A 16,532-nucleotide genomic window follows, 5' to 3' on the forward strand; every position below is an offset into this window, starting at 1 on the left:
AAAATCGCGGAGGAAATTCAATGCTCGACAAGGCTCCCAACAAGAAGCTTTCCGACCTGCTCGACAAATTTGGCGCAGCCCTGACCGCAGGCGATATCGACAAGGCCGTCGCCTGCTTCCAGGAGGACTGTTTCTGGCGCGACCTCGTCAGCTTCACCTGGAACATCAAGACGATGGAAGGGCGCGATCAGGTTCGCGATATGCTGGTGAGCCAGCTGGCCAAGACCAAACCGTCGAACTGGGCGATCGCCAAGGGCGAGGACGCCACGGAAAACGACGGCGTGCTCGACGGCTGGATCAGCTTCGAGACGACAATGGCGCGCGGCTTCGGTCACATCAGGCTGAAGGACGGCAAGATCTGGACGCTGCTCACCACCATGGTTGAGTTGAAGGGCCATGAGGAGCCGGCCGGCTTCGACCGCCCGCTTGGCGCCAAGCACGGCCATGGCAAAAATCGCCCGACCTGGAAGGAAGAGCGCGAGCAGGAAGCCGCCGAGCTCGGCTTCAAGACGCAGCCCTATACGCTCATCATCGGCGGCGGCCAGGGCGGCATCGCGCTCGGCGCGCGGCTGCGGCAACTCGGCGTACCGACCATCATCGTCGAGAAGAACGAGCGCGCCGGCGACAGCTGGCGCAAGCGCTACAAGTCGCTCTGCCTGCACGACCCGGTCTGGTACGACCATCTGCCCTATATCGACTTTCCCAGGAACTGGCCGGTCTTCGCGCCCAAGGACAAGATCGGCGACTGGCTGGAAATGTACGCCAAGGTGATGGAGCTGAATTACTGGTCCTCGACCGAGGCCAAAAGCGCCGTCTATGACAACAAGAAGAAGGAATGGACCGTTGTCGTGCGCCGCGACGGCAAGGACATCACGCTGAAGCCGAAGCAGCTGGTGCTGGCCACCGGCCAGTCCGGCAAAGCCAACCTGCCAAGCTTCAAGGGCATGGAAAGCTTCAAGGGCGACCAGCATCACTCCTCGAAACATCCCGGCCCCGACGCCTATGTCGGCAAGAAGGCTGTTATCATCGGCTCGAACAACTCAGCCCACGACATCGCCGCCGCCCTTTGGGAAGCGGGCGCCGACGTCAGCATGGTGCAGCGCTCGACCACGCATATCGTCAGGTCGGACACGCTGATGGAGATCGGGCTGGGCTCGCTCTATTCGGAAAAGGCGGTCGAGAGCGGCATGACCACCGCCAAGGCTGACCTCGTCTTCGCCTCCCTGCCCTACAAGATCCTGCACGAATTCCAGATCCCGGCCTATGCCGAGATGAAGAAGCGCGACGCCAATTTCTACAAGGGCCTGGAGCAGGCCGGCTTCATGCTCGACTGGGGCGATGATGGCTCCGGCCTGTTCATGAAGTATCTGAGGCGTGGCTCAGGCTACTATATCGACGTCGGCGCCTCCGACCTGATCATCGACGGCTCGATCAAATTGAAGAGCGGCGTCGAGGTGAAGGAGATCAAGGCGCATTCCGTTCTGCTCTCCGACGGATCCGAACTTCCGGCCGATCTCATCGTCTACGCCACCGGCTACGGCTCGATGAACGGCTGGGCGGCCGATTTGATCTCAAGAGAGGTCGCGGACAAGGTCGGCAAGTGCTGGGGCCTTGGCTCGAACACGACCAAGGATCCCGGGCCCTGGGAAGGCGAGCTGCGCAACATGTGGAAGCCGACGCAGCAGGAGGCGCTGTGGTTCCATGGCGGCAATTTGCACCAGTCGCGCCATTATTCGCAGTTCCTGTCGCTGCAGCTGAAGGCGCGCATGGAGGGCATCGCAGCGCCGGTCTATGGGCTGCAGCAGGTTCATCACAAGGGTTAGGCGGGACCACTGGCGGACTGGCCGATGCGCTTCCAGTAGATGAGCGTGCCGGTCAGCCCGCCATGCGGCTTCAAGGCAAAGTCCGGTATTTCGCCGGTGAGCGTGAAGCCGAGCTTTTCATAGAGGCCGGAAGCGCCCTCCTCCGTCGCGGTATCCAGCACCAGCAGCGTGCGGCGTTTCTCGATGGCGAGGCTTTCGGCAGCGCGCATCAGCCCGCTCGCTATCCCCTTGCCACGGTGCTCGAGCCGGGTCATCAACTTGGCGATCTCGGCCCGGTGCGGCTGGTTATCAGGGAAATCGAGCAGCAAGGTCACGGTGCCGACCAGAGCATCGCCGTCCCAGGCACCCAGCACCGCTCTTTCGCCTGTTTCTGCCGCCGTCAGCGAGTTGTCCCAGAAGGTTTCCGCCGCTTGCCTAGATAATGGATGCATGAAGCTGACTGAGCCGCCGGACGCGACCGTCTCGATCAGTAGGTCGGCCAGCATGTCGCGTGTTTCCGCAGTCAGCGATCTGATTTCGATAGTGCTCATGCGTGCCTTTCCCTTGCTGACATCAGTCCAGACGCACGACTCGGCGTCGCTTTCGTCCTGCCTTGATCGCGGCGATGCGATCGGCGTCTTTCGGCTGCAGATGCAGCCCGCGCTCGAGGATTTCGAGCGTGTATTCCTCATAGGTCAGGCCGAGCTGCTCGGCCTTTTCCATCCGCATCAGCATCACATCGCGGCTCGGCGCCTTCCACGCCTTGGCGTGCGCTGCCTGCCAGGCGAGGAAGATGTATGGATCGCCCTTGCCCCAGGGCGGGCCTTTGTAGTCATCGAGCGGCGGTCCGCCATTGTCGGAGCGCTTGGGACGTCTTGCCACGGCTTCAGCCCCTGACCAGCGCAACCAGATAGTCGGCGGGCTGCGGCCCCACGGCGTGGAAAGTGCAGTCCGACGGCGCGCCGAGCGCCAGGCAGTCGCCGGGCCCGAGACTGTGCACGACGTCGCCCTCGGTAAACTCAAGCCGCCCGGAGATCAGCCACATCTGCTGCTTGATGAAGGCATAAGAGGCCGCCGGGAAGCTCACCCTGGCGCCGGCCGGCAGTTGCACCCGGATCAGTTCGAGCGGCATGTCGGAGGCCGGCGACAGATGCCGCCGGATATAGCCCGTGCCGGGGTCGCGCCACACCGGCTGATCGCTCTCGCGCAGCAGGCCACCGCCTTGCTGCTCGGCGCGGGCAATCAGCGTCGACAGCGTCATGCCGAAGGCGGCGGCGATGCGCACCAGCAAAGCCGCGGTTGGGCTGGTCATTCCCCGCTCGATGGTGCTGAGCATGGCTTTGGAAACGCCCGAGCGGTCGGCCAGATCGGCCAGCGACCAGTCCCGCAAGGTTCTTTCGGAGTGGATTCGCCGGCCGATGGTGGCGGAAATATCATTCGCTATATCAGTCATTCGTCCAATATATCGAAAATCCAGAGTTGGGAAAAGAGGCTGGTCCGTTGAATTTTCGCTGATGGGTTAACGCCTGCTACACCATCCCGCCACACGCCACCTTAACCCCATTTGCGTAGGGTCGACACTCCACGGAAATGGGGATCGGACCGTATGTTTGTCGAGCGCGAAGCCTCCGTCGGAGAACCGACCTCGCAGGAGCGTCGCCGGGCCGAGCAGAACGACAAGCGCATCCTGGGCAATGTCGTGCAGTGCGATGGCGCGCGCGCCACCATCAGCGCCTACGCAGACGATCTCGAAGGCGCGGTCACCGGCCTGTGGACGGTCGGCAAGATGATCTCCATCAACCTCGGGACATCGCGCACCGTTGGCCTCGTCTATGAGATCGGCAAATCGGATCGCGCCTGGAGCAATGAGGGACAGAACCCGATCGAGGTCAGCGTCGAACTGATCGGCGAGGTGCGCGACGGCGCCGAGCCCGGTGACAAACCGGTCTTCGACCGCGGCATCACCACCTATCCGCATATCGGCGCCATTGCCCACCGCATCCGCAGCCGCGACCTGCGGGCGGTCTACGATCTTGCCGGGCGTCATTCGATCACCATTGGCACGCTGTCTCAGGACGAGGCGATCGACGCCAACATCGCCATCGACGACACGCTGGCGCGCCACTTCGCCATTGTCGGCACAACCGGCGTTGGCAAATCCACCGCCGTCTCGCTGCTCTTGCGCAAATCGATCGCCGCCCGGCCCGACCTGCGTATCCTCATCCTCGATCCGCACAATGAATTCGCGGCGTCGCTGCCTGAGTTCTGCGTCCGGGTCGATTCCAAGACGCTCGATCTGCCGTTCTGGATGTTCAGGCTCGAGGAATTCGCCGAGGTGCTGTTTCGCGGCCGCGAGACGGTGCCGGAAGAAGTCGATGTGCTGCGTGACCTCATCCCAGCCGCCAAGAACCTCTACCGCAATCCGAATTCCGGCGCCTATATCAAGCGCGGCAGCGATGCACTGACCGCCGACACGCCGGTGCCCTACCGCATGGTCGATCTCATCAAGCAGATCGACGAGCGCATGGGCCTCTTGGAAAGCAAGAACGACCGTCCGACGCTGAAATCGCTGAAGACGCGCATCGAGTCGGCGGCATCGGACCCGCGCTATCGCTTCATGTTCAACTCGCGGCTGATCGAGGACACGATCCACGAGACGATCGGCAACATTTTCCGCGTGCCGCATCACGGGCGCCCGGTGACCTGCTTCGAGATGGCCGGCATGCCGTCCGAGGTGGTCAACTCCGTCTGTTCGGTGCTGGCCCGCCTGGCCTTCGACCTTGCCCTGTGGAGCGAGGGCAGGCTGAAACTGCTTTTCCTGTGCGAAGAAGCGCATCGATACATGCCGGCTGATGCGCGGCTCGGCTTTGCACCGACAAGGCATGCCTTGTCGCGCATCGCCAAGGAAGGCCGCAAATATGGCTGCTACCTCGGCGTCGTCACCCAGCGTCCGGGCGAGCTCGATCCGACCATCCTGTCGCAGTGCTCGACCTTCTTCGCCATGCGGTTGGCCAACGAGCAGGACCAGGCAATCATCCGCTCGGCGATCGCCGATTCTTCGGCCTCGACGCTGGCCTTCCTGTCCTCCATGGGCCAGCGCGAAGCCATTGCCTTCGGTGAAGGCGTGGCGACGACCATGCGGCTGAAATTCGAAAAACTGTCGGAGAACCTGATCCCCGGCACCGCCAAGCGAGAGCAGGACGAGTTCGCGCAGGACGGCAACGACGTCGATCTCGCGGCCATCGTCGAGCGGCTGCGCAACGTGCCGAAGCCGCAGCAGCAGATGGCCTTCGCCGACGTGGTGGACACCGGCCGCCAGGCCGGCGATCCCGATTACCGCAAGCCGGCCACCGCCCAGCGCCTCCAGCCGGACGACGATTTCGACCTGCGCTATGGCCTGAAACCCGCCACCTTCGGCATGCGCTCGCAGAACGAATAGTCTGCTCCATCAGGTCCAGCTGAAAGCTCGTTGGCAAAGCAAAAACGAGCCGCGCCGAACTGTTCGAGATTGTGTCCACGCTGGCCAGCCTGGGTAAACCCGTCAGGGAATTCGTCAGGCTGAGTCGACTGGTGCTGTCGTCGAGAACCGGCCTACGCCGGCCGTAGCTTTTCATAGAGCGGAGACACTTATGAGGGCTTCGGCCGGCGAAGGCCGGAGCGGAGCGGACATCAAGTCCGTGAGCACCGGAAGCGCAGCAGGCAGCAGCAGGCGGCCAGCCTCACAAATTCAATGATGGGATTTCAGGCGCAGACGCGGTTGCGGCCTTGCCTCTTCGCCTCATAGAGCTGGCGGTCGGCGCGGCGATAAAATTCCTCGGCCGTTTCCTTGCGGTCCCAGACAGCCAGGCCGACGCTGGTGGTGATCTTGAGGCGGACATTGCCCGACAGCACCGACATGTTGGCAATCGCCTTGCGGATGCGTTCGGCGAATTTCCCCAGCAACTCTGCATCCATGTTTGGCGTGACCACGGCGAACTCCTCGCCGCCGAGCCGCGCCACCACGTCGTGATAGCGCGTCATGCCTTTGAGGCAATTGGCGACCGCCCGCAGCACCTCGTCGCCGACATCGTGGCCATGCGTGTCGTTGACCTGCTTGAAGTGATCGAGGTCGAGGATCATCAGCCCGACAGGCTTTTCGATGCGGCGAAATTCCTCGAGATATTCCTTCAGCGCATCGTCGAAATAGCGCCGGTTCTGCATGCCGGTGAGACCGTCGGTCAGCGCCGCATGCTGCAATGTTTCCGAACGGGCGCTGAGCGAAACCGTCATCGCCCGCAGCTTGCCCTCTTCCGTCGCCTGTCTGCGGATCAGCGGGTAGATGAAGAACACGCCGAAGAACAGCGCCGTCGCCAGAAGCACCCCGGTGATGAACAGCAGCCTGTTGAGGTAGACGATCCTCTCGATGCGGGAAGCCGTATCCATGTCGGCGGCGATGCCCTGCAAAAGACCATAGGCATGAAGCGTCACCAGGCCTGCAGCGAGGATCACGAAAATAAAAACGAAAAATGCGGATTCCGCCTTATGGAAACGCATCTGCTCCCCGTTGGAAAAGTGCCCGTCGGCTTTATGGCACGCGGGCGCCTTACGGAGGGTTAACCCAGACAACCGGAGCGGGAATGTTCATTCCGGATTCTGTTTCTTTAATTGTATTAGCAGGAGGAAAATCAAATCACGGTTTTCAGGTCGTCACCAGGCTGCAATCTCAGCCATTCCGGGCCTAGCTGATGGCGAAACCACGTCGTTTGCCGTTTGGCATATTGCCGCGTCGCTGCCTTGCAGCGCTCGATGGCCTGGGGAAAGCTGATGTCATCAGCCATCGCGGCAGAGAGTTCGCGGACGCCGATCGCCTTCATCGCAGGCAAATCAGGATCGAGGCCAAGCGCCACAAGCCGTTTGACCTCATCAAGAGCGCCAAGATCGAGCATCCGGTCGAACCGGCTCTCAATCCGCTCGACAAGCGCCGCGCGGTCCGGCTCGATGACGAAGAAACGCGCGCTGTCGCGGTCGATCAGCGGCCGGCCGCGCGCCGCTTGCCATTCCAGAATGGAGCGGCCGGATGCGTCAAGCACCTCCAGCGCCCGCACGATGCGTTGGCCGTCGGTCGGCTTCAGTTGCATGGCGACCGCGGAATCCTCGTGCATCAGGAGGCGATGCAGCTTGGCCGCGCCTTGCTCCTTCAACTCGTAGCGCCAGCGGTCGCGCACCTGCTGCGGAATGTCGGGCATTTCCGAAATACCCTCGGCAAGCGCGCGAAAATAGAGCCCGGTGCCGCCGACGAAAATCACGGGATGTTCGAAGGGAGGTCCATCGGGCCGCCGGGCTAGCGTACCGTCATCGATCAGCTTGATCACGTCGCGCAGCCAGGCGCCGGTGGAATAGGCTGTGGAGGGATGCACGTGACCGTAGAGAAAATGCGGCGCGCGGGCGAGTTCGGCGGCAGCCGGCCGCGCCGTCAGCACATCCAGCACCGAATAGCCCTGCATGGAATCGGTGTTGACGATGATGCCGCCCTCGCGCTCGGCGAGATCGAGCGCCAGCGCCGACTTGCCGCTGGCGGTTGGCCCGGCTATCAGGATCGCGTTCTTCACGCGGCCTTCGCCCGCCTGCCTGGAATTTTCGATGCCGCTGATTGCCACGCTTGTGTCACACCCCGTCAGCCGCTCCGTGTCGGCCTCGCTTGCGAATATGGCCTCGCGGTCGGTCGGCGCAAGCGCTGTTCGCTGGCTGGGCGAGGGCATCGCCTGCGATCTGGTGCTGGCCGAAGGGGCTGAAGCCGCTGAGATGATCGCCGCCTTACGCTCCGTGCTTGGCTCCGAACCCGTCGACGTGATCGTCCAGCAGGCTGAAACACGCCGCAAGGCAATCCTGCTTGCCGACATGGATTCGACCATGATCGACCAGGAATGCATCGACGAACTGGCCGACGAGATCGGCGTCAAGGATCGCGTTGCCGCCATCACGGCGCGCTCGATGAATGGCGAGATCGCCTTCGAGCCGGCCTTACGGGAACGCGTGGCGCTGCTGAAAGGCCTCGAGACCGCCGTTGTCGACCGCATCATCGCGAACCGCCTGACTCTGGCATCGGGCGGTCGCGCTCTGGTGCAGACGATGCGGGCCAATGGCGCCTGGACGGCACTCGTCTCCGGCGGCTTCGACGTCTTCACCAGCCGCATCGCGGACATGCTCGGTTTCCAGGAGAACCGCGCCAACAGATTGATCGAGGAGAATGAGTGCTTTGCCGGCCTGGTCGCCGAGCCGATCCTCGGCCGCGCCGCCAAGGCCGATGCCCTGAACGAGATCTCGGCCCGTCTCGGCCTGACGCCCGCCGACGCCATTGCCGTCGGTGACGGCGCCAACGATCTCGACATGATCCGGCTGGCCGGCACCGGTGTCGCGCTCCACGCCAAGCCCACCGTCGCCGCCCAAGCCAAGGTCCGCATCGACCATGGTGACCTGACGGCGCTGCTTTATCTCCAGGGCTATCGCCAGGAAGAGTTTGCCCGATGAAAACGATGCATACCGAGCGCCTGATCCTGCGCAACTGGGAGGACCGCGACCGCGAACTGTTCCATCGCATCAACTCTGACGAACGGGTGATGGAATTCTTTCCGTTCCGCCGCGACCGTGCCGAGACGGATGCCAAGATGGATGAGTTCCGCGGCTGGATCGCCGAGGACCGCTTTGGCTTTGCCGCCGCGGAAATCGCCGCGACGGGCGAATGCATAGGGTTTGTCGGCCTCCTCGAAACCGATCACGTGCCGTCCATGCCTTCCGACACAGTGGAGATCGGTTGGCGTCTGGCGCCCGAATTCTGGGGCAAGGGCTATGTCACCGAGGCGGCCGAGGCATGGCTCGCCTTTGGCTTCGAAACGCTCGACCGCGACGAGATCGTCTCCTTCGCCGTCGCCGGCAATCGCCGCTCGACGGCCGTCATGGAGCGCCTCGGCATGAGCCCGGACCCGGCCCGCGATTTCGACCACCCTTCGATCCCCGACAGCCACCCCCATCTCAAGCGGCATGTCTTCTACCGGTTGTCGCGACAGGGTTGGCAGGCACGAAAAAGGGCGGCTTCGTAGCCGCCCTTTTTACATCGAAATCAGATTGTTGCGGGCCTTGCCGGATTCAATCCATCCGGATCGTGACGAACCGCAACTCGCCGGTCTTCGACGCCAACATCAAGAGCGCGTTCTTGCGCCCCTGCTCTTTCAATGCGCCGATCCGGTCCATCACGTCCTTCGGGGTCGCGACCGATTCCTGGGCAATCTCGGTGATGACCTCGCCGGCCTGAATGCCGCGCTCGGCCGCAGCCGAATCCTTGGTGACGTCGGTGATGACGACGCCCGAGACATCGGCAGCGATGCCGAACTTGGTCCGCGTTTCGTCATTGAGTTCGCCGACAGTCATGCCGAGCACCGAAGCCGTCGAAACCGCGGGCGCCTTGTCGCCGCCCTTGTCCTCATCGGTAGTGCCGTCTTCGCCGCTGGCGAGCTTCTCGCCGTCTTCGAGCCGGCCAAGCGTCACCTTCACCGTCTGCTCTACGCCCTTGCGCACGATGATCACGTCGACCGCCTTGCCGACCGGGCTTTCCGCCACGACGCGCGGCAGGTCGCGCATTTCATGAATGTCCTTGCCGTCGAACTTGATGATGACGTCGCCGGCGAGAATTGTGCCGTTGTCGACCGGCCCGCCCTTGATGACGCCGGCCACCAGCGCACCCTTGGCGGTCGCCATGCCGAGGCTCTCGGCGATGTCGTCGGTCACCGGCTGGATACGCACGCCGAGCCAGCCGCGGCGGGTCTCGCCGAACTGGCGCAGCTGGTCGACGACGCCCGAAGCGATCTGAGAGGGAATGGAGAAACCGATGCCGATCGAGCCACCGGACGGCGAGATGATCGCGGTGTTGATGCCGATGACCTCGCCCAGGCTGTTGAACAGCGGACCGCCGGAATTGCCGCGGTTGATCGCGGCATCGGTCTGGATGAAGTCGTCATAGGGGCCGGAATTGATGTCGCGGTTGCGGGCCGAGACGATGCCGACCGTGACCGTGCCGCCGAGGCCGAACGGATTGCCGATCGCCATCACCCAGTCGCCGACGCGCATCTTGTTGGAATCGCCGAACTTCACCGCCGTCAGCTTGTGGCCCTTCGGGTCGACCTTGAGCACCGCGACGTCGGTCTTGGTGTCGGTGCCGACCAATGTCGCCTTGAGCGTCACGCCGTCGGAGAAATTCACCTCGATGTCGTCGGCATCGGCAATCACGTGGTTGTTGGTGACGACAATGCCTTGCTCGGCATCGACCACGAAGCCGGAGCCCAGCGACTGCACCTTTTGCGCGCCGCCATCCTTGTCACCGCCACGGTTCTTGAAGAAGTCGTCGAAGAAATCCTGGAACGGCGACCCCTCGGGCAGTTGCGGCATCGGCACCGCGCCCGGACCTTCCGTGCCCTTCACGGTCTGCGAGGTCGAGATGTTGACCACCGCGCCCAAAAGGCCCTCGGCGAGGTCGGCGACCGAGGCCGGTCCGTCGGCGGCAACCGTCGGCGTCACGAAAGCCGGTACGGCAAGCGCACCGACCAGAAGTGCCGCAGCACCTGCGATGAACGTCCGTCGCGCCGCGCGCAGAAGGGTGTTGGATGTCATCGAGAGCCTCCCGGAATTGCTGAAAAGAAAAAGCGCTTCGGCAAAACGCCGCGTCGCGTCATGTTGGCAAGAAATACGGCACGTTTGCGGCTATGGCCACATCAGGAGGATAAATCCTCCGTTACACCTGATATCAGCGGTCCTCAGCCACGCACCAGCCAGACAATGCCGACGCCGATGGCAATCGCCGCCAGCCCGACGATGCGCAACGCATTTTCCGGCGTCGACAAAACTTCGCCGGCAAGGCGCTTGGCGAGGCCGGGAAAGCCGCCATAGACCAGGCCCTCGACAACGAGGACCAGGCCTATGGCCGCAAGGAAATCCTGCACCGCCCTACTGGGCGGGTGCAGGTTGTGCCGCCGGCGCGGCAGGTGCAGTCGCTGGAGCCGCAGGGGTCGCCGGCTTCGCGTCCGTGCCGTCGGGGTTGCGGAAGAAGCGGAAGAACTCCGAGTTCGGCGACAGCACCATCGTCGTCCCGGAGTTGTCCAGCGCCGTGCCATAGGCATTCATCGACCGGTAGAAGTCGAAGAAGGCCGGATCGCGTTTGTAGGCATCGGCGAAGGTCGCGCTGCGCTGGGCCTCGCCCTCACCGCGCAGGATTTCCGATTCCTTGCGCGCTTCGGCGACGATTTCCACCACTTCGCGGTCGGCGCGTGCGGTGATGCGCTGCGCGGCCTCTTTGCCGCGCGCTCTCAGCCGTTCGGCCTCGGCCAGGCGTTCGGCCTTCATGCGGTCGAAGGTCTGCTGCGAAACCTCAGCCGTCAGGTCGGTCCGGCGGATGCGCACATCCTCGATCTGCAGACCGAGCGACGTTGCGTCCGGCCGAAGCTGATCGCGCACTTCCCGCATCATCACGGCCCGCTCTTCCGAGAGCGCCGCTTCGAAGTCGCGCAGACCGTAGACACGGCGCAGCGCTGCATCGAGACGCGTCCTCAGTCGGGCTTCGGCCAGTGTGATCTGACCGGACACGGCGGAGCGGAACACGCGCGGATCCGAGATGCGGTAAGCGATGAAGGCGTCAACCTCATAGAACTTGCCGCCCGAAACCTGGACGCGGATGTTGTCGAGATCGAAACGCAGCACCCTGTTTTCGATCAATTGCACGCTGTCGGCGTCGAAGAAGGCGAAAGGCGCCTTGAAATAGATGCCGGGTTCATTCTTGACATCGACGATCTCACCGAACCGCAGCACAAGCGCCTGCTGGCGCGCGTTGACCACGAAGACCGAGGAGTAGAGCAGGAACAGAAGCACGACCGCGATGACGGCGAGGATGGGAAGACGATTGGCCATCACTGTGCTCCTCCGGTCGTGGCGCCAAGGGGCGCCGGCGCCTTCGGCTGCAGTGCCGGCAGCGGCAAATAGGGCACGACCCCTTGCCCATTGCCCTGTTCGACGATGACCTTGCTGGAGTCTTTCAGGACCTTCTCCATCGTCTCCAGATAGAGGCGCTTGCGCGTCACATCGGGGGCCTTGGCATATTCGTCATAGACCGAGATGAAGCGCTGCGCCTCGCCTTCGGCCTCCTGCACGACGCGGTTCTTGTAGGCCGCCGCGTCTTCACGGACCTGTGCGGCCTCGCCGCGCGCCTGGCCGAGTTTCTGGTTGGAATACTGGTTGGCTTGCTCGACGAACTTGTCCTCGTCCTGTTCGGCGCGCTGCACTTCGTCGAACGCGTCCGCCACTTCGCGCGGCGGCGCCGCGTCCTCGATCGAAACCGCGTTGACGTTCAGGCCGGCCTTGTACCCGTCCAGCGTCGTCTGGATGATTTCACGCACCGACGCGGCGATACCTTGGCGATCGTCGCGGAAAATGTCCTGGGCCGGTCGCCGGCCGACGGCTTCACGCATGGCGCTTTCAGCGACCTGCTGCAGCATGCCTTCGGGATCGGAGACATCGAACAGGTAGGCCTTCGGATCGGAGACCTGGTAGGCCACCGAGAACTGGACGTTGACGATATTCTGGTCGCCGGTAAGCATCAGCCCGGAAGTATTGCCACTCGTCGCGCCGCCACCACCGATATCGACAAGCTGCTCGGCGATGTTGGCCGTCTCGACGGTTTCGACCGGCCACCAATGGAAATGCAGACCCGGCTGCGACAGTTCCGCCTTCGGCTTGCCGAAGCGCAACTCGACCGCAACTTCGTCCGGTTGCACGGTGTAGACCGCCTTGAACGCCCACAGCACGATCAGCGCCGCAGCGATCAGCGCAAAGACGGCCGGGCTGGCGCCGCCGCCACCGGGCAGCGCGCGCCGCAGCCGATCCTGGCCGCGTCGGATGATGTCTTCAAGATCGGGAGGTGACCCTTGCGGGCCGCTAGGTCCCTTTGGTCCCTGCCCCCAGGGCCCCTGATTGCCGCCGCCGCCGCCCCATGGGCCGCCGCCGCCACCGCTCTTGTCGTTCCAGGGCATGAATGTCCTTTCGCTTGGAATTCCCTCAGCGCCGCCTTGCGGCGCAAAATCCAGTTGTTCTTCTATAGGGACGCCGCGATGCGCTTTCAACGCGATCCGACGCTGCACCGTCCGATTTGGACCGCTGCAAGCAGCAAATTCCAGTAAGTCGCCCTATCAATGCGGCGTATTGTCGAGGGGGAGGCACCAAATGGCCAAAAGCGGCTTGGCATCCGCGCGCATGGCATGAACGATGTCGGGTGGATTGTAGACGACCCCGCCGACCCCGGGTTCATGCCACGCCTCGGCATTCTGCCGCCACTCGCCCGGCGACAGGACAAGGTAAAGCTCTTCCGGCGGATGCCGATGATCTGGATAGGTCGTGTGCGGCGCCATGACCGACACTCCGATCTCGATTGCGCTGCTTGGAACGAAACCGCCCGGACCGACAATGAAGGAATCGGCATAATTCTCGGCCAGCATCGCGGACTTGCGGCGCTCGCTTTGATTGTTCCAGCTGAGATGCGGCTCAATCTCGCGCAGCGCGGCGGCGAGCTTGCCGAGATTGCCGCCGATCTTTTCAAGCTCGGCAAAGCATTCCGCGAGGTGACGACAAGCCGGCTGACGCTGAGGTCGCTCGCTGCTCCCGTGTGGTGCCTCAAGCGCCGTGTTAGCGAAAATCCGCCGATGTGCGGCTTCTCGCGCAGGGTCATTTCCCATGCGCAAGCGTATTTCTGTGTCGAGCAAATCCATGAAAGTGCCGAGCGGCTGATGTTTGTTGGCCGTCACGGGGATACCTGCGTCGTTGGCCGGCGGCGCTCGTAAACCGTATAGCGCGTTGCGTGGCTGTCCTTTTCACCAGCCGGAAAATCCTGCGAATGCACAATTCGCCAGCTGGCTGGATCGATCGGCGGGAAATGCGCATCGCCGTTGACCTTGGCCAGCACATGGGTGACATGCAGGCGGTCGGCGAGCGGCAGCGCCTGGGCATAGATCTCGCCGCCGCCGATGACGCAGATTTCGTCGACCCCGCTCATGCAACGCCCGCGCACCGTAGCCAGCTGGATCGCGGCTTCCAGCGAATTTGCTGTTTCAACGCTCTCGGCGTGCCAGGCCTTGTCGCGCGTCACCACGATGTTCAGCCTGCCCGGCAGCGGCCTGCCGATGCCTTCATAGGTCTTGCGACCCATGATGACGGGCTTGCCCATCGTATCGGCCTTGAAGCGCTTGAGATCGGTGGATAGCCGCCACGGCAGGCCGCCTTCGCGCCCGATGACGCCGTTCTCGGCGATGGCGACATAGATCGCGAGGTCCATCAGTTGGCATCTCCGCTGTCCGACGGCTCCAAAAGCAATATGTCGATGTCGCGCTCGGGATAGAAATCCTTCGCCGTCGTCTCGAAGGTCGTCGGCCCGACCTTTTTGACATTGTCGCCGCAGAACGAAATCAGCGCTTTCGGATTGCCCTTGTCGACAGTCAGCTTGAACTTGCCGATGCTGCCGTTCGCCCAGTTACCGCCGGTGGTCAGGATATATTGAATGCGGTTCTCGTAAAAATGCGGATAGCCGTCGGCCTTGGCGGCATGGCGAACCGCATTCTCGAACGCATCGTCCATGCAGAAGCGGGTCTTGTAGCTTGCATATTGGCTGCCCTCGGAGAACTTGCCGTCATAGAAGAAGCTGACCGACGACGTGCCGCCGACGCTGGGCTTGTAGCGGTGCGAGACATGGACATCCTTGTTGGCCGGAAAGGTCGAGCGCCACCAATAGGTCGAGCGCAACTGCCACCACGGCGTATAGACCTTGTTCGCCTCGGTACCGTCGCTGCCCGTATCCTCGATGATGATGCCGCGGTTCTCCCAATCCTCGGCGACCGCTTTTGGCAGCTTGGCCAGGGCCGCTTTGGCCGCATCGCCGAATGGATTGAACGGCACATTCTGCGCCTTCAGGTCGGCGCCGATATCGATGCCGACAGCGAACACTTTCTGCTCGAGCTGCGGCTTTGCCGGCACACCATCGATCGTTACCTCGAAGCCGAGGAAATTGTCGCTCTGGCTTTCCGGGATGGCGGGCATTTCCTCCGGGTCACCTTCGATGTCAGGCAGCGGGAAGGCAACAATGGCATCGACATCCTTGTCGGTGTTGTTGTGGAAGACGTAGTCGACCGTGACTTTTTCCGGCGAGATGAAGAGATCCTCGCTTTGCATCGACACTGCATCGCTGCGCGACAGGATCAGGCCGCCCGTACCAAGCTCGGCGGTGGAATCATTGGCCAATGCCGGCGCGGCCGGTAAGGCCAGCACGGTGGTCAGAACATAGCGCAGCATGAAAGCCCCCTCGGCGAGAATGCGGCGCGACCCTAGCGGTTTCAATGTGGCCTTTCAAAGCCATTCCGTTGCCCGGAGTGCCCAAACGCGGTCTGGACTAACAGCTTTCGATCGGGCAGGAGTTCGCGTCATGCGCAAGCTTCTCGTCATCGGCATCGGCGCCGGCAATCCCGACCATATGACCGTGCAGGCCATCGAAGGCCTGAACCGGGCGGACGTCCTGTTTATTCCCGACAAGGGCGCAAGGAAGAACGACCTTGCCGAACTGCGCCGCCAGATTTGCGATCGTTTCGTCACCAACCCGAACTCTCGCCGCGTCGAGTTCGACGTGCCGGTGCGCGCCGAGCCGGCGCCGTCCTACCGCTCGACCGTCGACGACTGGCACGAGGCGATCGCCGAAGTCTATGAAAGCCTGATCCGCGACAAGCTTGCCGAAGATGGCTGCGGCGCCTTCCTGATCTGGGGCGACCCTTCTCTTTACGATAGCGCACTGCGCATTCTTGAGCGTGTGCGCCTACGGAGTAATGTCGGGTTCGAGCTGGAGGTCATCCCCGGCATCACAGCCGTCCAGGCGCTCGCCGCCAGCCACAAAATGGCGCTGAACCGCATTGGCGACCCCATGCTGATCACCACCGGTCGCCGCCTGACCGAAGAAGGCATGCCGCAAAATGCCGGCAGCGCGGTGGTCATGCTCGACGGCAAATGCGCCTTCAACACGCTGGCCGACAAGGATCTCATCATCCACTGGGGCGCCTATCTCGGCACGCCGGATGAAATCATCATTGCGGGTCGCCTCGGCGATGTCGGTGCGGAGATCGAGAACGTGCGCGAAGAAGCCCGCCAGAAGAAGGGCTGGATCATGGATACGTATTTGCTGAGCAAATTAGGGGAGTAAGGCAGTAGGGCAGTAAGGCAATAGGGAGGTTCGCATCTCGGATATTTGAGCGGGCCAGGACGTCAAATCCTACTGCCCTACTGCCCTACTGCCCTACTGCCCTACTGCCCTACTGCCTATCCAGCATCGATCTCAGCCTGCAACGCCGCCATATGCGTTGCTGCCGCCGACGCCGCAGCGCGCTCGATTGCGCGAAAACGGCTGACCACCGCCAGTCCGACGGAGGTCAGCTGCGCGCCGCCGCCCTTGCGGCCACCGGTCTGCGCCGCGACCAGCGGCTTGCCGAATACGCGGTTCATGTCCTCGACCAAATCCCAGGCGTGCTTGTAGGACATCTCCATGCCGCGCGCGGCGGCCGAGATCGAGCCGAAGGTGGCGATCTGCTCCAGCAATTCGATCTTGCCCGGACCTATGCGCCCGTCCGGATCGAGATTTATCCGCAGGCTCAGCGACGGCATCTCTTGTCCTCCACGGTCACAGTA

General features: G+C 62.9%; 18 protein-coding genes. 5 read left to right on the forward strand and 13 right to left on the reverse strand.

Annotation, left to right across the window (positions count from 1 at the left end):
- The first annotated feature begins 20 nt into the window (after positions 1 to 20).
- A complete protein-coding gene (locus tag ACWGTO_RS28210) occupies positions 21 to 1,823 on the forward strand; it encodes an NAD(P)-binding domain-containing protein (protein WP_454578068.1) in 1,803 nt (600 codons plus the stop codon).
- Here the strand turns inward: ACWGTO_RS28210 and ACWGTO_RS28215 are convergent.
- From ACWGTO_RS28215 to ACWGTO_RS28225, 3 genes are read right to left on the reverse strand one after another with little or no spacing between them, the layout of a single operon-like run.
- Positions 1,820 to 2,353 (reverse strand): GNAT family N-acetyltransferase, encoded by a 534-nt coding sequence (locus ACWGTO_RS28215; RefSeq protein ID WP_454578069.1) that lies wholly within the window; start codon positions 2,351 to 2,353, stop codon positions 1,820 to 1,822. The genes ACWGTO_RS28210 and ACWGTO_RS28215 overlap by 4 nt on opposite strands.
- Positions 2,354 to 2,375: 22 nt before the next feature.
- Positions 2,376 to 2,684: a hypothetical protein gene (locus ACWGTO_RS28220; RefSeq protein WP_454578070.1), complete on the reverse strand. Its 309-nt coding sequence runs from the start codon at positions 2,682 to 2,684 to the stop codon at positions 2,376 to 2,378.
- A 4-nt stretch (positions 2,685 to 2,688) separates the two neighbouring features.
- Positions 2,689 to 3,255 carry a helix-turn-helix domain-containing protein gene (locus tag ACWGTO_RS28225; RefSeq protein WP_454578071.1) on the reverse strand — a complete coding sequence of 189 codons (567 nt, stop codon included), beginning with the start codon at positions 3,253 to 3,255 and terminating at the stop codon, positions 2,689 to 2,691.
- Between the two features lie 153 nt (positions 3,256 to 3,408).
- Here ACWGTO_RS28225 and ACWGTO_RS28230 point away from each other — a divergent pair, with 153 nt between their 5' ends.
- Positions 3,409 to 5,241 carry an ATP-binding protein gene (locus ACWGTO_RS28230; RefSeq protein WP_454578072.1) on the forward strand — a complete coding sequence of 611 codons (1,833 nt, stop codon included), beginning with the start codon at positions 3,409 to 3,411 and terminating at the stop codon, positions 5,239 to 5,241.
- Between the two features lie 302 nt (positions 5,242 to 5,543).
- Here ACWGTO_RS28230 and ACWGTO_RS28235 read toward each other — a convergent pair whose 3' ends face one another.
- Positions 5,544 to 6,335 (reverse strand): GGDEF domain-containing protein, encoded by a 792-nt coding sequence (locus tag ACWGTO_RS28235; protein WP_112560450.1) that lies wholly within the window; start codon positions 6,333 to 6,335, stop codon positions 5,544 to 5,546.
- Positions 6,336 to 6,466: 131 nt separating this feature from the next.
- Entirely contained in the window at positions 6,467 to 7,432 is a 966-nt protein-coding gene (gene miaA, locus ACWGTO_RS28240; RefSeq protein ID WP_454578095.1) for a tRNA (adenosine(37)-N6)-dimethylallyltransferase MiaA, read from the reverse strand.
- On the opposite strand from miaA, the gene serB reads away from it, so the two are divergent.
- On the forward strand, positions 7,422 to 8,309 hold the full coding sequence (serB, locus tag ACWGTO_RS28245) for a phosphoserine phosphatase SerB (RefSeq protein WP_454578073.1): 888 nt from the start codon (positions 7,422 to 7,424) through the stop codon (positions 8,307 to 8,309). The two genes, miaA and serB, sit on opposite strands and share 11 nt — an antisense overlap.
- Entirely contained in the window at positions 8,306 to 8,878 is a 573-nt protein-coding gene (locus ACWGTO_RS28250) for a GNAT family N-acetyltransferase (protein WP_454578074.1), read from the forward strand. The genes serB and ACWGTO_RS28250 overlap by 4 nt, the downstream gene beginning before the upstream one ends.
- Before the next feature lie 46 nt (positions 8,879 to 8,924).
- Here ACWGTO_RS28250 and ACWGTO_RS28255 read toward each other — a convergent pair whose 3' ends face one another.
- The 7 genes from ACWGTO_RS28255 to ACWGTO_RS28285 all read right to left on the reverse strand — a co-directional run bounded on the left by ACWGTO_RS28255 (position 8,925) and on the right by ACWGTO_RS28285 (position 15,155).
- Entirely contained in the window at positions 8,925 to 10,442 is a 1,518-nt protein-coding gene (locus ACWGTO_RS28255) for a DegQ family serine endoprotease (protein ID WP_454578075.1), read from the reverse strand.
- 143 nt (positions 10,443 to 10,585) lie between these two features.
- The gene (locus tag ACWGTO_RS28260) at positions 10,586 to 10,771 is read right to left on the reverse strand and encodes a DUF2065 domain-containing protein (protein ID WP_454578076.1); all 186 of its coding nucleotides are present in this window, start codon (positions 10,769 to 10,771) and stop codon (positions 10,586 to 10,588) included.
- Between the two features lie 4 nt (positions 10,772 to 10,775).
- Positions 10,776 to 11,732: a protease modulator HflC gene (gene hflC / locus ACWGTO_RS28265; RefSeq protein ID WP_454578077.1), complete on the reverse strand. Its 957-nt coding sequence runs from the start codon at positions 11,730 to 11,732 to the stop codon at positions 10,776 to 10,778.
- Complete coding sequence (hflK, locus tag ACWGTO_RS28270; RefSeq protein ID WP_454578078.1) at positions 11,732 to 12,850, reverse strand: FtsH protease activity modulator HflK; 1,119 nt, start codon at positions 12,848 to 12,850, stop codon at positions 11,732 to 11,734. Before hflK ends, hflC begins: the two co-directional genes overlap by 1 nt.
- Positions 12,851 to 13,006: 156 nt before the next feature.
- Positions 13,007 to 13,582: a dimethylsulfonioproprionate lyase family protein gene (locus tag ACWGTO_RS28275; protein WP_454578079.1), complete on the reverse strand. Its 576-nt coding sequence runs from the start codon at positions 13,580 to 13,582 to the stop codon at positions 13,007 to 13,009.
- 32 nt (positions 13,583 to 13,614) lie between these two features.
- Positions 13,615 to 14,145: a dihydrofolate reductase gene (locus ACWGTO_RS28280; RefSeq protein ID WP_454578080.1), complete on the reverse strand. Its 531-nt coding sequence runs from the start codon at positions 14,143 to 14,145 to the stop codon at positions 13,615 to 13,617.
- A complete protein-coding gene (locus ACWGTO_RS28285) occupies positions 14,145 to 15,155 on the reverse strand; it encodes a DUF4424 domain-containing protein (RefSeq protein WP_454578081.1) in 1,011 nt (336 codons plus the stop codon). Before ACWGTO_RS28285 ends, ACWGTO_RS28280 begins: the two co-directional genes overlap by 1 nt.
- A gap of 130 nt (positions 15,156 to 15,285) precedes the next feature.
- Here ACWGTO_RS28285 and cobF point away from each other — a divergent pair, with 130 nt between their 5' ends.
- On the forward strand, positions 15,286 to 16,050 hold the full coding sequence (gene cobF / locus ACWGTO_RS28290) for a precorrin-6A synthase (deacetylating) (protein WP_454578082.1): 765 nt from the start codon (positions 15,286 to 15,288) through the stop codon (positions 16,048 to 16,050).
- 116 nt (positions 16,051 to 16,166) lie between these two features.
- On the opposite strand, the gene ACWGTO_RS28295 is transcribed toward cobF, so the two are convergent.
- A complete protein-coding gene (locus ACWGTO_RS28295) occupies positions 16,167 to 16,508 on the reverse strand; it encodes a winged helix-turn-helix domain-containing protein (RefSeq protein WP_454578083.1) in 342 nt (113 codons plus the stop codon).
- Positions 16,509 to 16,532 lie beyond the last annotated feature (24 nt).

The sequence above is a fragment of the Mesorhizobium sp. PL10 genome, assembly GCF_053714315.1.

Excerpts from the sequence above, each read along its gene's own strand:
- ACWGTO_RS28210 (WP_454578068.1), top strand. The coding sequence starts at position 21 with ATGCTCGACAAGGCTCCCAACAAGAAGCTTTCCGACCTGCTCGACAAA.
- ACWGTO_RS28215 (WP_454578069.1), bottom strand. The coding sequence starts at position 2,353 with ATGAGCACTATCGAAATCAGATCGCTGACTGCGGAAACACGCGACATG.
- ACWGTO_RS28225 (WP_454578071.1), bottom strand. The coding sequence starts at position 3,255 with ATGACTGATATAGCGAATGATATTTCCGCCACCATCGGCCGGCGAATC.
- ACWGTO_RS28230 (WP_454578072.1), top strand. The coding sequence starts at position 3,409 with ATGTTTGTCGAGCGCGAAGCCTCCGTCGGAGAACCGACCTCGCAGGAG.
- ACWGTO_RS28235 (WP_112560450.1), bottom strand. The coding sequence starts at position 6,335 with ATGCGTTTCCATAAGGCGGAATCCGCATTTTTCGTTTTTATTTTCGTG.
- serB (WP_454578073.1), top strand. The coding sequence starts at position 7,422 with ATGCCGCTGATTGCCACGCTTGTGTCACACCCCGTCAGCCGCTCCGTG.
- ACWGTO_RS28250 (WP_454578074.1), top strand. The coding sequence starts at position 8,306 with ATGAAAACGATGCATACCGAGCGCCTGATCCTGCGCAACTGGGAGGAC.
- ACWGTO_RS28255 (WP_454578075.1), bottom strand. The coding sequence starts at position 10,442 with ATGACATCCAACACCCTTCTGCGCGCGGCGCGACGGACGTTCATCGCA.
- hflC (WP_454578077.1), bottom strand. The coding sequence starts at position 11,732 with ATGGCCAATCGTCTTCCCATCCTCGCCGTCATCGCGGTCGTGCTTCTG.
- hflK (WP_454578078.1), bottom strand. The coding sequence starts at position 12,850 with ATGCCCTGGAACGACAAGAGCGGTGGCGGCGGCGGCCCATGGGGCGGC.
- ACWGTO_RS28275 (WP_454578079.1), bottom strand. The coding sequence starts at position 13,582 with ATGGATTTGCTCGACACAGAAATACGCTTGCGCATGGGAAATGACCCT.
- ACWGTO_RS28280 (WP_454578080.1), bottom strand. The coding sequence starts at position 14,145 with ATGGACCTCGCGATCTATGTCGCCATCGCCGAGAACGGCGTCATCGGG.
- ACWGTO_RS28285 (WP_454578081.1), bottom strand. The coding sequence starts at position 15,155 with ATGCTGCGCTATGTTCTGACCACCGTGCTGGCCTTACCGGCCGCGCCG.
- cobF (WP_454578082.1), top strand. The coding sequence starts at position 15,286 with ATGCGCAAGCTTCTCGTCATCGGCATCGGCGCCGGCAATCCCGACCAT.
- ACWGTO_RS28295 (WP_454578083.1), bottom strand. The coding sequence starts at position 16,508 with ATGCCGTCGCTGAGCCTGCGGATAAATCTCGATCCGGACGGGCGCATA.